The organism is Haloarcula nitratireducens (genome assembly GCF_019599505.1).
On the sequence record NZ_RKLT01000001.1, the window covers coordinates 638,386 to 653,938 of the forward strand.

Consider the following 15,553-nt stretch of genomic DNA (forward strand, 5'->3'; position numbering starts at 1 on the left):
GTTTCCCCTGTGACCCAACGGAAACGGCGGTCGCGCGATCAGGAGAGCCACTACCGCGGCCGTAGGTAGAACCCGGCGAGCACTACTACAAGCATCCCAGCCCCCAGAAGATACACGGCCAGCCCGTTAGGCGACCGAGCGGAATCGACAGTCCCGTTCGGAGTGATTACGGCGTCGTCTGTCGAAGTCCGTCCTACAGAGTGTGTGGCGTCATCAGCCTCACTAGTCACCGCCGCACCAGCGGTAGCATCGCCCGTACCGTTACTCTCGGTAAGACGGATACGATCTCCGTCGCTCATTCCGAGTGAAACCGGCTCTCCATAGAGCGTTTCCTCGCCGTGCACAGTTGCAGACACAGTATAGTTTCCTGGGGACAGTTCGTGAAGCGGGACCGTCACCTCGTACCTCTCAGCACCGGTGCGCTCGCCCGTCGCCGATACCATCTCGGTGTCGTTGAACACCACTGCACTGACGCCCGCAGGAGCGTCTTCGCTGGCCGTTCGAGTGACGGTTACTGCGACCCTCGTCTGTCCCCCTGCCTTAGCGCTGGTCGGCGCATCAATGGCTACCGAGTATCCACTGACGATAACCGGGTGAATCGCCCGAGCAGTGTCGTCTGACGCGAGTACCAGTAGATACGACCCCGGTTCGAGACCAGTAGTCGAGAGCGTTCGAGTCCCGCTCTCCGGGGCGGTGACCTGCCGATAAATCTGCCGGTCAGAGGTATAGAGGGTGAGCGACGCGTTAGTGTCGTCCGGTACAGTTACGGCGACAGTGAGTGGCTCGCCGGGCGTCGTCCGAGTGAGTTCTGACACAGTGAATCGCGTATCACCGATTGGAACCGTCCGTTCCGGGACGTCGGTGCTCTCCCCAAGTGAGAGATCGTACGCTGCCTCTGGCGTTGCAATAGCCATCGGCAGCGTAGCACTCAGGAGTGCCAGAGTGAGGATGATAGTCCACGCGAGGCGCATGAAAGCGACTACAGCGCAGTCGGTTGTTGGAATAGTCTAGCTACTTGGAACGTAGACGGTATCTACCGTCGCGCAGCGACCCGACCGCGCGCGTTATACCGAGTATACTATTCCCGCCCCCGAGAGCAGACCGCGATATCAATGTCGGACGGGGATCAGCTGCCGCTGGAACGGGGGAACGGTGAGCATCCGGGCCAAACCACTGCCGAGACGACGGTGGTCGGCTGTGACGGTGCCGGACGCGTCTATCGCCGGAGCAATAGCAGATTTGGCGGCGAGTCTGAAGCACACACAGTTACCGCCCTGGACGACGTGACGCTGCAAATAACGCCCGGGGAGTTCGTCGGTATCGCCGGTCCCAGCGGGAGCGGGAAGTCGACGCTCTTACACCTTCTCGCGGGACTCGACGCGCCGACCTCCGGGACCGTCTCGCTCGCGGCGACCGACGTCGGGAGCCTCACGAAACGGGAGCGAACGCGACTCCGACTCGATCACGTCGGTATCGTCTTCCAACGGTTCCACCTCCTCCCAGCGCTGTCGGCACAGGCAAACGTGGCGCTGCCGCTCATCGAACGTGGTGTGCCGAAGGCGACTCGGCGGGAGCGCTCGAGAGCGTTACTCGACCGAGTCGGCCTCGGTGAGCGAACCACACACAAACCCGGCGCACTGAGCGGCGGCGAGCAACAACGGGTGGCCGTCGCACGGGCGCTGGCGACCGAGCCGTCGCTCCTCGTCGCCGACGAACCCACTGGCGAACTCGACACGGCGACCGGTGAACGGATCCTCGACCAGTTCGAATCGCTCGCTGCTGACGGGGATCGAGCTGTGGTGCTCGCCTCCCACGACGAGCGCGCCCTGGATCGGACCGACCGAGTGATTCGGTTGCGCGACGGCGAGGTCGTCGATGCGTGAGCGGGGTCGGCGCCGCCTCGCACTCGTCGGCCTCGGCGTTCGGCGCGTCGTTGGCCGCGCTACCGGCGTCTCGCCCCGACGCGTTGCTCTCAGTGTCCTCGCAGTCGCCGTCGCGATCGGCTTCGTGGTCACTGTCAGCGGAATCGCGCTCGGACTCGCCTCACAGTCGACGGTCCAGAGTGACGCGGTCGACTACTGGATCGTCCCCGAAGACGGTGGCACGACGACTGCTGTCGCCGTCGACGGGCCGAAACTCGGTGCCGTCCACGAGACCGCAGCGAGTCTCTCGACGGACGACCGCATCGATCACGCGACGCCGGTCCAGATGTCGCTGCTTCCGGTCCAAACACCCGCGACAGAGGGTGAGGAGTACGTCCTCGCGGTGGGCGTCGTGCCAGACGAGAACGCCGCGCGTATCGCGGGCCTCTCGACGCGGCCGCTACAACCGGCCGATCCGCACTACGCCGATGGCCAGTACGACGGCCCCTGGACCGGCGAAGCGGTCGTCAGTGACGCGGCTGCCGAACTCCTCGGTGTTGCCGAGGGAGACTCGATCCACCCGCAAACGGACGAGCAGTCGCGTTCATTCACTGTCACGCATGTCGATGGTGCAGGCCTCTCGACAGGTGGTGGGTCAGTGCCGGTAATGCTCGTCCATCTGAGCGAACTCCAGTCACTCACCGGAGCGGAGGCGTCCGACCAGGCGAATCAGATTCTCGTCCGCACTGACGCACCGGGCGTCGAGAGCCGGCTCGCACGGACCTATCCGCGGACGACGGTCGTCTCGAAAGGCGACCTCTCCGCTCGCAGACTCGGCACGTCCAACCTCGCGCTAGCCGTTGGTGTCGCCGCGTTTCTCGTCGTGTTCGTCATCGGCGTGCTCTTCGTCGCGACGATGATGGGGCTGGAGATCACCGCCGACCGACGACAACTCGCTGTCCTCGACGCGATCGGGTTTTCACCGTGGTCGCGTGCGCAGGTCATCCTCGCTGAGACGCTCTCGATTACCGTCTGTGGTGGCTGCTGTGGCGTGCTGCTCGGAAGCGGGGGCATCGCGGTGACGAACCTCCTCGCCGAACAGTATCTCCCGGTCCCGGCAGTCGCTCGGTTCCACCCCGCACTCATCGCCTACGGCATCGGCATCGCGATTCTTATCGGCCTCTTTGCTGCTCCCTATCCCGTGTTCCTCTCGCATCGGACACTGGGGAAGGAGGATCTCCTCCAATGACCCGCATACTCCATCGTCTCAGAGCAATGCTCGGACTCGGGGTTGCACACCTTCGCCACGACCGTGGACGGACTCTCCTCGCTGTGATCGGCGTCGCCGTTGCAGTCCTCGCTACGACTGTCTTAGCGAGCGTCGGTGTCGGCGTCATCGATACCGGCACGGAGAAGTTCGACGCCGCGGATCGGGATCTCTGGGTCACCGGAGGACCGATTCGATTCGCTCCGGGGAGCGTTGGTGGCGTCGAAAACGGCATTGTGGATGCCCATCAGGTATCGGCTGAAATCGAGTCGCGAAAGGAAGTGCGGGCAGCCGTCCCACTTGCCTTTCAGACAGTGTACGTCGGGACAAACACCTCTGAGTTCGAGACGGTGGTCGCCGCAGGGGTGCCAGGGGGTGGACCCTCGGTCGACATCACGGAGGGGCCGGGATTCGAACGAGACGACGTTCACTACGCGAACGGCACCTACGACGGGCCGATGACTCGCGCGGTCGTTCTCGACCCACAGACTGCACAGCGATTCGGTGTCGAACCCGGTGACACACTGTACGTCGGGGGCACGGTTGCAGGCGCAAAGGAGAACGCGTTCACGGTGGTCGGCATCTCGCCCACCTACTCTCGATTCCTCGGGACCGGCACGGCGACGATGCACCTAAGCGAGTTACAGTCCCTTACCGGGACCGCAGGTGCTGACCGAGCGACCCTCGTGACGATCCGCCTCGAAGATGGCGTCAGCGCTGGCCCGGTCAAACAGACGCTCCAGCAACAGTACCCGACATACACGGTTCGAACGAACCGCGAGCAACTGCAAGCGACGCTCGAACGGCAAGCGCTCGTCGTGGCCAGCGGTATCAGCCTCGTGGTGCTCGCGGTGCTCGCCGGGACGGCCCTCACGGTGAATCTGCTGCTCTCGTTCGTCTATCAGCAACGACGTGAGCTCGCCGCGCTCAACGCGCTGGGCTGTTCATCGACGACGTTAACGGGCGTCGTCGTTTCACAGGCAATCCTGCTGGGCACCGTCGGCAGTGTCGTCGGTCTGCTGACGACGTACCCGGTCGTGGTCGGCCTCAACTACGTGACCGAAGCTATCGTGGGGTTCGAAAATCTCGTTCACACGCCACCGCTACTGCTGCCGGTCGGCTTCGGTATCGCTCTGGGAACGAGCGTCGCGGGCGCGATCGCCGCTGGCTGGCGCCTCAGCCGCCTCGAACCGATATCGACCTTACGCGCCTGAACTGCCTGCCCTCCTTGTTTCTGGGTGCTCAGGCGGAGTGTTCGGTCGTCGGGGTTGGGCCCCGCGAACCGGGCTCCCGTGTTTTCGGTCGTGGGATGAGTGGGCAGACGGGTATAGGTGTCATCCTTCGCCGTCCGCAGCGTAGAATACACGTCGTAGGTTACCCATTGCTATCACGTATCCATACGCGTTTATATTCTACCACCGCGTATATGTGATTGTTATGAGAGGACAACGATACCCCTTCGACGGCATGGACCGACTGTTCGACCAGATGCGCCGAGAGATGTTCGGCGGTGCGAGCGGTCCGGCTCTCGAAGACTCCAGCGGCTGGGACGCCGGGGTCTCCATCGAGGAGACGGACGACGGCTTCGTGGTGCTCGCTGACCTCCCGGGGTTCGAACGCGACGAGCTATCGCTGACGGTCCGCGACGACCGACTCCACCTCAGCGGCGAGCACGAGGTCGGCGAGGGGTCCACCTACCGCCGGCGGACCGTCTCCGAGACGATCGACCTCCCGACGCACGTCGACGCCGAGGACGCGAGCGCCACCTACCGCAACGGCGTGCTCGAAGTCCGGTTCACCGTCGAAGCGGAGTCCGACGAGGGCAACAGCATCGACATCGAGTGAGCGAAGCGTGGCCGGCGCGGCCATGCTCTCCGAGAAAACTTTTCGAAACGGGTCGAGCATGAACATCCCTTATGTATTTGCCCTCGCCGGCAATAGCGAGTGGCATGGCAGGGACACCGAGCTGGCGCGAGGCGGAGGCGACCTACACCGACGAGGTGATCGGTGACGACACGCTTGGAGAGTTGTTCGCGGCGAGCGCCGAGCGGAACGCCGAGAGCGACGCTCAGCTGTACAAGGGCGGCGTCTACGACCGGTCACTGACCGACGAGATCCTGTCTGCCGCGCCGCCAGGCGAGTACGCGAGCATTACCTACGGGCGGATGCACGAGCTCGTCAAGCGCCTCGCCGCGGGGTTCCGCGAACTCGGCGTCGAACCGGACACGCGCGTCGGGCTGTTCTCGAACACGCGCATGGAGTGGGCGCTGTCGGACTTCGCGCTGCTGTCGGCCGGCGGCGTCGTGACGACGGTGTACACCGAATCCTCGCCCAAACAGGTCGAGTACCTCCTCTCGGACCCCGGTGCCGAGGCCGTCGTCGTCGAGAACGCGGAACTCTTAGAGCGCGTGCTGTCGGTCGAGGACGAGCTTTCGCTCTCCTTCATCGTCGTGATGGACGAGTGCGACACCGACCGAGAGGACGTCCACTCGCTCGCCGACGTGTACGAACGCGGCGAGGCGACCTTCGAGGAGGACGCTTACCGCTCGTGGCTCGACGAGCGCGACCCGGACGACCTCGCCAGCCTCATCTACACGTCGGGGACGACCGGCCAGCCGAAGGGCGTCCAGTTGACCCACCGCAACTTCCGGGCGAACGTCAACCAGACCAGAAAGCGCCTCGCGCCGCGGGCGGACAAACACCCGGACCTGCCGGCGGTCACGTCCGAGACGACCTCGATCGCGTTCCTCCCGCTCGCGCACGTCTTCGAACGACTGGCCGGTCACTTCTTCATGTACGGCTCCGGAGCGGCCGTCGGCTACGTGGAACACCCCGATACGCTCGCCGACGACATCCAGAAGATTCAGCCGAACACCGGCGCGAGCGTCCCGCGGGTGTACGAGCGCATCTTCGGCAACATGCGCGAGCAGGCCAGCGAGTCGCCCGTCAAACAGCGCATCTTCGAGTGGGCGATGGACGTCGCCCGCGAGTACGCTCGCGCCGAGGATCCCGGTCCCGTGCTGAACGCCAAGCGCGGGTTGGCCGACCGACTCGTCTACTCGACGGTGAAGGAGAAGCTCGGCGGCGAGATCGAGTTCATGGTCAGCGGCGGCGGCAGCCTCTCGAAGACCCTCTGTGAGACGTTCCTCGGGATGGGGCTGACCATCGTCGAGGGGTACGGCCTCACCGAGACGGCCCCGGTCATCTCGGTCAATCCGCCCGAAGATATCCGCCCGGGAACGCTCGGAATCCCCGTCGCCGACGTGGACGTCCGCATCGACGAGAGCGTGGTCGACGCCTCGGAGTTCGAGGACGTGACCGGCCCGCTCGGCGAACTGCTCGTGGACGGGCCGAACGTGACCACCGGCTACTGGGAGGAACCCGGCGCGACCCAGCGGGCGTTCACCGAGATCGGCGGGACGCGCTGGTTCCGAACCGGAGACATCGTCGAACGGACGCCCGACGACTTCCTGGTCTATCACGACCGCCTGAAGGAACTGCTCGTCCTCTCGACGGGGAAGAACGTCGCGCCACAGCCCATCGAGGACATGTTCTCGACGAGCGACCGCGTCGAGCAGATAATGGTCGTCGGCGACGACCAGAAGTTCGTCGCCGCGCTGGTGGTCCCGAACTTCGAGGAGCTCGAACGGTGGGCCGACGCCGAGGGCATCGATCTCCCCGAGGACGACTACGCGAAGTGCGAGGACGACCGCGTGCGGGCGTGGGTGCAGTCGGCCGTCGACGAGACGAACGAGGAGCTGGAGAAGGTCGAGCGGATCAAGCGGTTCGAACTGGTGCCCGCCGAGTGGACGGCGGAGAACGACCTGTTGACGCCGTCGATGAAGAAGAAGCGGCGCAACATCAGAGGCGAGTTCGAGGCGAAGCTGCGGTCGATCTACGGCGACGAATACAACGCCGGGAACTGAGCGGTCGAGTACCGCCCGCGGCCCCCGACAGCGGCTGCATATGGATTTTGATAACTGGCCCACCGCGTTCAAGTGCTTAGTCGGAGTAGCGTGACCAATGGCCGCCGGTGACATCCACGTCCTCCACGTCGACGACGAAGCCGTCACCGACAGCGCGGCGAGAGAACTCGAACGGGACGGCGAGTTCCGCGTCACCAGCAGCAACTCGCCGACCGACGCGCTCGACCGGTTCGACCCGACGACGTACGACTGCGTCGTGAGCGGCTACGAGATGCCCCGAATCGACGGGCTGGAACTGTACGACCGGCTCTCCTCGCAGTTCGACCGCCCGGATTTCCCGTTCATCCTCTTCGTCGAGCAGGGTAGCGAACGCGTCGCGGCGGACGCGCTGAACGCGGGCGTCACCGGCTATCTTCGGAAGGGGGGTCAGGATCAGTACGACGCGCTGGCGGCGCGTATCCGGAGCCTGACCAGTAGCCGTCGCCCGCGCCGCTCCGACGACGCCGCCGACGAGTGCGCCGGAGCGCTGTTCGACGATCTCCCGGACCCGACCGTCGTCCTCGACGTCGAGGACGGCGATTCGCGGATTCGACGGGTCAACGACGCCTTCGAACGCGTCTTCGGATACGACGGCGAGACCGCCGTCGGGGCGTCGGTCACCGAGTTGCTCCCCTCACCGGAGCGAGACGCAGAAGCGACTTCGCTCGATACCGCGCTCGCGGACGGTACGGACGGCTGTCGCGAGGTGCGCCGACGGACCGCCGACGGGGAGTGGCGCGACTTCCTGTTCCGGAACGTCCGGGTCGACCGACCGGACGGCGACCCGCTCGCGTACGGCATCTACACCGACATCACCGAGCGGATGAACTACGACCGCCGCCTGACCGAACTGCACGAGACCGCCCGTCGGCTGATGGCCGCCGAGTCCGGCGACGCGGTGCTCGACGTCGGGCTCGCGGCCGCCCGCGATATCCTCGGTCACGACCTCAACGCGATACACCTCTACGACGAGACCGCGGGGGGACTGGCCCCGGCGGTGACGACCGAGGCAATCGAATCCCTCCTCGACGACGTGCCGACGTTCACCGAAGACGGCGAGAGCATCGCGTGGAACGCCTACGAGCGCGGCGAGGCGCGAGTCTGTCCCGACGTTCGGGATGACCCCGACGTCCTCAACCCGGAGACGCCCCTCCGCTCGGAGATGGTCCTGCCGCTGGGCGAGCGCGGCGTCTTGCTCCTCTCCTCGACGGAGGTAGACGCCTTCGACGACGCCGACGTCTCGCTGGGTAGCGTCCTCGCCGCGACCATCCAGTCGGCGCTTCAGCAGGTCGAACGCGAGCAGACCCTCCGCGAGCGAGAACGGGCGCTGGCCCGGCAGAACGAGCGACTCGACGAGTTCGCGTCCATCGTCAGCCACGACCTGCGGACGCCGCTGGACCTGGCGTCCGTCCACCTCGAACTCGCCGTCGAGGGCCACGACGAGGAGGACCACCTCGAACGCGTCGAAGCGGCCCACGACCGGATGTCGCGGCTCATCGACGACGTCCTGACGTGGGCCCGCGACGGGGAGGCGGTCGACGCGACGGAGACCGTGTCGGTTCGCTCGCTCGTCTCGGGGTGCTGGGAGGCGCTGCAGACCGGCGACGCCGACCTCACGGTGACGACCGAGCGCGCGGTCGAGGCCGACAGGGAGCGTCTGCGGCGAGTCGCCGAGAACCTGCTGGACGACGCCCTCACTCACGGTGGTGACGCCCCCAGCGTCCGCGTCGGCGACTTAGACGACGGTTCGGGCGTGTACGTCGCGGACGACGGCCCCGGCATCCCCGAAGGAGAACGGGAGAACGTCTTCGACTTCGGCTACACCCTCTCGGCGAGCGGCACCGGGTTCGGCCTCGCCATCGTCCACCAGATAATCGAGGCCCACGGCTGGGAGATCCGCGTCGCCGAGAGCGAGGCGGGCGGCGCGCGGTTCGAGATACGCTGTTAGCCGCGGTCGAGTCGCCGGACTCAAACGCGACGGCCCGCTATCGGACGTATGACCGACGACTGGGCCGAGCGGCTTCGACGGAAGCGGGCCGAGAAAGACGACTTCTTCGCCGAGCACCAGCAGTCGCCGATCCCGCCCGAGGATCGCGACGCCTTCGACGGGCTGGATTACTTCGACCCCGACGGGACCTACCGCGTCGAGGCGACCGTTTCGCGCCACGAGGAACCGGACCCGGTGGAGATGGAGACGACTGAGGGCCGCACCGTCCGGTACCTCCACCTCGCCACGCTCTCGTTCGAACTCGACGGCGAGGCGTACGAACTGGCGGGATACCGGCAGGCGGCCGACGAGTCGAGGACGCTGTTCGTCCCGTTCCGCGATAAGACGACCGGCCAGCAGACCTACGACGGCGGCCGCTACATGGAACTGGAAGCGACCGACGACCTCGAGGACGGCGAGGCCCTCACGCTGGATTTCAACCTCGCGTACTCCCCGTTTTGCGCCTACAGCGACACCTTCGACTGTCCGCTCCCGCCCGAGACCAACTGGCTGGACGTGGCGATCGAGGCCGGCGAGCGGACGCCCTGACCCACGAGCGAACTGTTTTCACCGTGACGCTGCTACGGGGGCGTATGTCCACCGCGTCTAGCAACCGCCCGCTCCTCCAATCGGCCGTGGCGTTGTTGTCTGCCCTCCTTCTCGGGGCCGGCGGCCTGCTGTTGGGCTTCGGGCTGATGATTCCGGCCGTCATCGCGCTCACGCTCGTCGGTCTCGAACTCACGCCGTCACTGAACATCGTCCTCAGTCTGCTGTTCATCCAGGGGGTCGGCTGTGCGGGCGTCGCGTTCAGTTACGTGAAAGCTCGCCCGGCCGTCGCTCCGTGGATTCGGTCGAAACTCGGCATCGTCGCGGAGTCGTCGGTATTCGACATCCCCGCCGAGATCCCCGACCTCCGTGACGCGATAACGGTCGGCGTCGGGTACTGCGTCGCGCTCGGCGGCGCGATCCTGGGCTCGGTTCTCATCACGCTCGCACAGCAACTCACCGGAACGGAGTTGGAGACGGGCACGAATCAGGCCGCTCAGATAGGGATGGAGAATCCAGAGGTGTTGCTCCTGTTGATTCCGGCGTCGATCCTCGTCATCGGTCCCAGCGAGGAACTGCTGTTCCGCGGCGTCGTGCAGGGGCGCATCCGCGAGGTGTTCAGCCCGGTTCCGGGCATCCTCGTCCCGAGCGCCATCTTCGCCGGCCTCCACTGGTTCGCGCTCACCGGCGGGTCGGCGAGCGGGAACTTCGTGGCGCTCGGCGTCCTCCTCGTCCCGGCGCTGGTCTTCGGAGTCAGCTACGAGTACACCGACAACATCGTCGTCCCGTCGCTGATTCACGGGGTCTACAACGCGACGCTGTTCACGATCCTGTACGTCACCGTGAAGTACAGCGACCAGTTCGCAGCGGCCCAGCAAGCGCTACTGACCGCCCCGTTCTGAGACCGTGATGGACCACGCGAACGCCGGCTACGAGCGTATTTTCGGCACTGACGACCTCACCGTCGGCGTCGGCTTCCCGCTGACCGACGCGAGCGAATCCCGCCCCGACCACGAGGCGGAGCTGCGTCTCGCCGGCCGCGCCGAGGACCTCGGCTTCGACGCGCTCTGGGCCAGAGACGTGCCGCTGTACTGGCCACGATTCGGCGACGCGGGCCAGACGTTCGACCCCTGGACGTGGCTCACGGCCGCCGCGACCCACACCGAGAAAATCGCGCTGGGGACCGCGAGCGTCGTTCTGCCGCTGCGACACCCGCTCCACGTCGCTAAATCGGCCGCGTCCGTGGACCGCCTCTCCGACGGCCGCCTCGTGCTCGGCGTCGCCACCGGCGACCGCGACCCGGAGTACCCGGCCTTCGACGTCGAGGCCGACGACCGCGGCGCGCTGTTCCGCGAGTCGGTGGAACTCCTCCGAACGGTCTGGCGCGAGGAGTTCCCCGAGGCCGACGGTCGGTGGGGCCGTCTCGACGGCGACCTCGACCTCGTGCCGAAGCCGACCGCGGGGACGATACCACTGTTACCGACCGGGAACGCCCGTCAGTCCGTCGAGTGGATCGCCGACAACGGCGACGGCTGGCTTTTCTATCACCTGCCCGAGGGGACGCTCGAATCCTATCTCGACGAGTGGCGCGAGGCCGCGGGCGAGAAACCCTACGCGATGGTCGTCCGGACGGTCCTCGCCGACGACCCGACTGCCGCGGCAGAACCGGTCCATCAGGGGTATCGGGCCGGCAGCGAGTGGTTCGTCGAGTACTTCCGGACGCTCGACTCGATGGGCGTCGACCACGTCGTGGTCTCGACGCCGGGCGAGGACCCGGAGCGCGAACTCACAGAACTGGCCGAGGACGTGTTCGAGCGGGTCTGATCGGCGGCGCTACTCCCCGTCGCGGGCTTCCCGGGCCGCGCGGACGTGCCGTCTGGCCTCCTCGGGCGTCATCCCCCGGACGCCGCAGGCACAGGAGAGCAGTTCGGGGTCCGAGAAGTCCTCGACCTGCTCGCGCCGCGTGCGCGAGAGCGCGTCGCTCTCCTCGTCGTACTCGAAGTAGACGCGGTAGCTGACCTGCGCCACGCCCTCGATCCGGTGTCGCTCGTCGGGCGCGGGGTTCTCGATGGCGTCGTCGTGTTCGGCCCGCATCGCCTCCTTCCACTCCCGGAGGTTCGCTTCGGGGTCGGCGTCCTCTGTCATACGACGGCGGAGGCGGCGCGTCGGGAAAAAGTGAGGTGACTGGAGTGTCGGCGACTCGGGTTCTGTTCCCCGGTGAGCGCCGTGAGGTCTCAGGCCATGTTCCGGCAGCTCTCGGCGCACTCCGGCAGGATCTCCGCGCAGGCCTGACAGTGGTCGGCGTCGTGTTGCTCGCACTCGTCGGCACACGCCTCGCAGGCGTCCGCGCAGGCCTCGGCGAGATGGGAACTGAACTGCGAATCGCGGGCCATGAACCGGGCGTGCAGCGACGCGATGTCGGCGACGTCCCGACAGAGCCGGGCGCACTCCTCCATGTCCTCGCTCCCGAGGCACTCGTCGGCGCACCACTCACAGACCTCGGCGGCCCGCGTACAGAGTTCGATGCACTCGCGCTGTTCCTCGCTCAGCCGGTCGATCTCGGACACTGTCTCTGACAGGGACATGCGTCTCGTAGTTCGACCGGGGGGTTTTCATGTCTTTCCGCTAACATTCCGAACCCCGCTTCTCGGCAGTGGTTACCCGAAGCGTACGGTCCGTGGTACCGTTCGAACCACCTCGTCTCCGAGTGCCTCCCGAACCCTGAGCAGGTGGTCGTGATCGTCGGAGCAGAATGTCGGTCTCGGGGCTTCTCTCGCTACTTCGCCGGCCGACTTTCGAAGACAAGGTCTCGTCACCGGACGAACCGCCACATCAAACCGGTTAGCCGACCGGCTGAATCCCCGCAGTCGACGGCGCATTTCGGCCCTGACGCCGGAACGATCGATGGGTCGAGAGGGGATTTGGTTCGCTAGACAAAATCCGGTTAAAACTGGAAGGCGTATCCCCCGTCCATGGAAAAGAAAGAATACGCGATCTTGGCGGTCATCGCACTCGCGACGGTCGCGGTCGGCGTATTCACCACCTCGTAACCGCTCTCGACGTTCTTCGTCGAGAGCACGCGCGAGTTTCTCACGACCACCGCCGCGATGGCGTGGATCACGTGGTGGGCGCTGGTCGTCGGGTTCGCCATCGCCGGCGGCGTCGAGGCGTGGACCTCCGACGAGAAGGTCTCGGACCTGTTGGAGGGTCACGGTCCCCGTGAGATCGGCTACGGGACGCTGTTCGGGTTCGTCTCCTCGTCGTGTTCCTACAGCGCCATCGCCACGGCGAAGAACCTCTTCAAGAAGGGCAGGTCCGCGGCGGCCACCATCGGAGCGTTCATGTTCGCCTCGACGAACCTCGTCATCGAGATCGGCGCGGTCATCTGGATTCTGCTCGGGTGGCAGTTCCTGCTCGCCGACGTCGTCGGCGGGTTCATCCTCATCGGGATGATGGCGTTCGCGTTCACCTATCTCGTCCCCGACGACGTCGTCGAGGAGGCCCGGGAGAACGTCCTCGACGACGCCGAGCGGACGGTGCAAGACCCGGTCTGCGGGATGGAAGTGAACCCCGACGACGCCGACCACTCCATCGAACACGATAGCGAGACCTACTACTTCTGCTCGGAGTCGTGTAAGGAGAGCTTCGATCCCGAGGAGGCCAACACGACCATCCGCGAGCAGGCCACCTCGATGTCGGGCTGGAAGGCGCTCGCGGACAAGCAGTGGAAGGAGTGGGGCATGCTCTGGGACGAGATCGCTATCGGCTTCATCTTCGCGGGCCTCATCGCCGGATTCATCCCCGAACAGGTGTGGACGACGGTGTTCTCCGGCGCGACGTTCGGCCTGCCGGTGTACGTCTTCTGGACCGCCGTCGTCGGCGCGCTCATCGGGGTCGCCACGTTCGTCTGCTCGGTCGGGAACGTGCCGTTCGGCGCGGTCCTGTTCTCCAACGGCCTGCCGTTCGGGAGCGTCCTGAGCTACATCTACGCGGACCTCATCGTCCCGCCCATCATGGACGCCTACCGGGATTACTACGGGACGAAATTCGCGGCGTTGCTCTCGGGGATGATATTCGTCACCGCCGTGCTGACGGGCATCATCATCCACTTCCTGTTCCTCGGGATGGGGCTCATCCCCGACCCGTCCTCGGTCCAGGTCGCCGAGATCGAGATCGAGATGAACTACAAGATGGTGCTGAACGTCCTCGCTACCGGGCTGTTCCTGTTCCTTTACTGGCTCCACAGCTCGGATTCGGCGGGAAGCGAACAGGGCGGACACGCGCACGCGGCGGACTGACGGCGGCTCCACCGGGCAACGCCCGGGAGCGTCCGACCGGGGCTCGTATCCGACCGCTACGCGGAGGATATTTATTCGTTCGGCGCTGGGATTGCAATAACCGACCCATCGGTCAGTGCGCGTTCGCCGCGGTCGCATCGGCGACCCGATGCGACGCCGGAGGAGACGAGTGGTAGACGAGGAGATACGATGGACATATCACCTACCGACGACGCGGTCGCCGGACCGAACAGCGACGGCAAACGAAGCAGATACGCGACCCGAGTACCATGACGCTGTCGAGCGTGCCGCGATACGAGCGCGGGCGGGTCGCCGCCGTCGGCGACCGCGCCGTCGTCGTCGGCGCGAGCGTGGCCGGCCTCCTCGCCGCTCGCGTGCTCTCGGACGGCTTCGAGCGAGTCACCGTCGTCGAGCGCGACTCGCTCTCGGACGACTCGACCCCGCGGAAGGGGGTCCCGCAGTCGAAACATCCCCACGCGCTGTTGGAGGCCGGCCGCGCGACGATCGAGGACCTCTTTCCCGGCTACTGCGAGGAGTTGCTCTCGGAGGGCGGCGTGCTGATAGACGGTGCCAGCGACGTCGAGTTCTACGACGAGGGCGGCTTCCTCGCGGACGGTCCCGAGCGGATCCCCCAGTACATCGCGACGCGGCCGCTCATCGAGTACGTCGCCCGACGGCGGCTCGCCGAGTTCGACGGCGTGACCCTGCGCTCTGAGTGTCAGTGCGTCGAGTACCTCACGGAGAGCGACGCGACCGCCGTGACCGGGATACGGGCTCGGGGTTCGGGAGACGAGGAGACGACGGTTCCCGCCGATCTGGTGGTCGACGCCACGGGCCGGACGAGTCGGACGCCGACGTGGTTGGACGAACACGGCTTCGAGAAGCCGCCGAGGGAGGAAGTCGAGGTAGACGTCCGCTACACCACCGTCGACGTTCGGCGGCCGCCCGACGACCGGCGCGCCGTCTTCGCGCCCGCCTCGCCGCCCCACACTCGCGGCGGCGTGGCGTTACCGGTCGAGGGGGACCGCTGGCTGGTGACGCTCCACGGGGTACACGGCGACAACCCGCCAGCGGACGTAGCGGGCGTCCGGGACTTCGCCGCGGGCCTATCGACGTCCGAATTTCGGGACCTCCTCGAGACGCACCCGATGGTCTCCGACGAGGTGGCGCAGTACCCGTTCCCGTCGAACCGCCGCTACCACTACGAAGCGCTCGATCAGTTCCCGGACGGCCTTCTCGTGCTGGGCGACGCGATCGCGAGTTTCAACCCGATCTACGGCCAGGGGATGTCCGTGGCGGCGCTCGAAGCGCTCGTGCTCCACCACGCCCTCGCCGCGGGCGGCCGAACCGACCTCGCCCCCCGGTTCTTCGAACGGGCCGAGAGCGTGATCGACGACGCGTGGCTGCTGGCGGTCGGCGCCGACTTCCAGTTCCCGGCGACCGACGGACGGAAACCGCGGGGGTCCGAACTCTTCAACCGGTATCTCTCCCGTCTCACTCGCAAAGCTCACACCGACGGCGTGCTCCGGGACGCGCTCTATCGCGTCATCATGATGGAGGTGCCGCCGACGTCGCTCCTGCGGCCGGGAATCGCGTGGCGGGTACTGAAACCGACGTAGCCGCGGCTA

The 15,553-nt window shown here is 66.2% G+C and carries 13 protein-coding genes and 1 pseudogene; 11 read left to right on the plus strand and 3 right to left on the minus strand.

The features are described 5' to 3' along the window. Positions 1-50 precede the first annotated feature (50 nt). Positions 51-971 (minus strand): hypothetical protein, encoded by a 921-nt coding sequence (locus EGH23_RS03320; protein WP_220578601.1) that lies wholly within the window; start codon positions 969-971, stop codon positions 51-53. A 165-nt stretch (positions 972-1,136) separates the two neighbouring features. Between EGH23_RS03320 and EGH23_RS03325 the strand changes: the two genes are divergently transcribed. The 9 genes from EGH23_RS03325 (at position 1,137) to EGH23_RS03365 (ending at position 11,451) form a co-directional block, all read left to right on the plus strand. Next, entirely contained in the window at positions 1,137-1,883 is a 747-nt protein-coding gene (locus EGH23_RS03325) for an ABC transporter ATP-binding protein (RefSeq protein ID WP_425433199.1), read from the plus strand. Continuing rightward, positions 1,876-3,111, plus strand: coding sequence for an ABC transporter permease (locus EGH23_RS03330; protein ID WP_220578603.1), 1,236 nt, complete (start codon positions 1,876-1,878; stop codon positions 3,109-3,111). The genes EGH23_RS03325 and EGH23_RS03330 overlap by 8 nt, the downstream gene beginning before the upstream one ends. Then, complete coding sequence (locus tag EGH23_RS03335; RefSeq protein WP_220578604.1) at positions 3,108-4,343, plus strand: ABC transporter permease; 1,236 nt, start codon at positions 3,108-3,110, stop codon at positions 4,341-4,343. The genes EGH23_RS03330 and EGH23_RS03335 overlap by 4 nt, the downstream gene beginning before the upstream one ends. A 223-nt stretch (positions 4,344-4,566) precedes the next feature. After that, positions 4,567-4,974, plus strand: a complete 408-nt coding sequence (locus EGH23_RS03340; protein WP_220578605.1) for an Hsp20/alpha crystallin family protein — start codon at positions 4,567-4,569, stop codon at positions 4,972-4,974. Positions 4,975-5,078: 104 nt separating this feature from the next. Beyond that, positions 5,079-7,055, plus strand: a complete 1,977-nt coding sequence (locus EGH23_RS03345; protein ID WP_220578606.1) for an AMP-dependent synthetase/ligase — start codon at positions 5,079-5,081, stop codon at positions 7,053-7,055. Between the two features lie 97 nt (positions 7,056-7,152). Beyond that, positions 7,153-9,042 carry a receiver/sensor box histidine kinase gene (locus EGH23_RS03350; protein ID WP_220578607.1) on the plus strand — a complete coding sequence of 630 codons (1,890 nt, stop codon included), beginning with the start codon at positions 7,153-7,155 and terminating at the stop codon, positions 9,040-9,042. 48 nt (positions 9,043-9,090) lie between these two features. Further along, positions 9,091-9,630, plus strand: a complete 540-nt coding sequence (locus EGH23_RS03355) for a DUF1684 domain-containing protein (protein WP_236044595.1) — start codon at positions 9,091-9,093, stop codon at positions 9,628-9,630. A gap of 44 nt (positions 9,631-9,674) precedes the next feature. Then, positions 9,675-10,529 carry a CPBP family intramembrane glutamic endopeptidase gene (locus EGH23_RS03360; protein ID WP_220578608.1) on the plus strand — a complete coding sequence of 285 codons (855 nt, stop codon included), beginning with the start codon at positions 9,675-9,677 and terminating at the stop codon, positions 10,527-10,529. Positions 10,530-10,536: 7 nt separating this feature from the next. Next, positions 10,537-11,451 carry an LLM class oxidoreductase gene (locus tag EGH23_RS03365; RefSeq protein ID WP_220578609.1) on the plus strand — a complete coding sequence of 305 codons (915 nt, stop codon included), beginning with the start codon at positions 10,537-10,539 and terminating at the stop codon, positions 11,449-11,451. A gap of 9 nt (positions 11,452-11,460) precedes the next feature. Here the strand turns inward: EGH23_RS03365 and EGH23_RS03370 are convergent, their stop codons facing one another. Then, the gene (locus tag EGH23_RS03370; RefSeq protein ID WP_220578610.1) at positions 11,461-11,772 is read right to left on the minus strand and encodes a hypothetical protein; all 312 of its coding nucleotides are present in this window, start codon (positions 11,770-11,772) and stop codon (positions 11,461-11,463) included. A gap of 89 nt (positions 11,773-11,861) precedes the next feature. Further along, positions 11,862-12,212: a four-helix bundle copper-binding protein gene (locus EGH23_RS03375; RefSeq protein ID WP_220578611.1), complete on the minus strand. Its 351-nt coding sequence runs from the start codon at positions 12,210-12,212 to the stop codon at positions 11,862-11,864. Positions 12,213-12,599: 387 nt separating this feature from the next. Between EGH23_RS03375 and EGH23_RS03380 the strand changes: the two are divergent. Both EGH23_RS03380 and EGH23_RS03385 read left to right on the plus strand, forming a co-directional pair. Further along, positions 12,600-13,925, plus strand: a pseudogene (locus tag EGH23_RS03380) (permease). Positions 13,926-14,194: 269 nt separating this feature from the next. Continuing rightward, a complete protein-coding gene (locus EGH23_RS03385; RefSeq protein WP_220578612.1) occupies positions 14,195-15,544 on the plus strand; it encodes an FAD-dependent oxidoreductase in 1,350 nt (449 codons plus the stop codon). Positions 15,545-15,553: the final 9 nt, after the last annotated feature.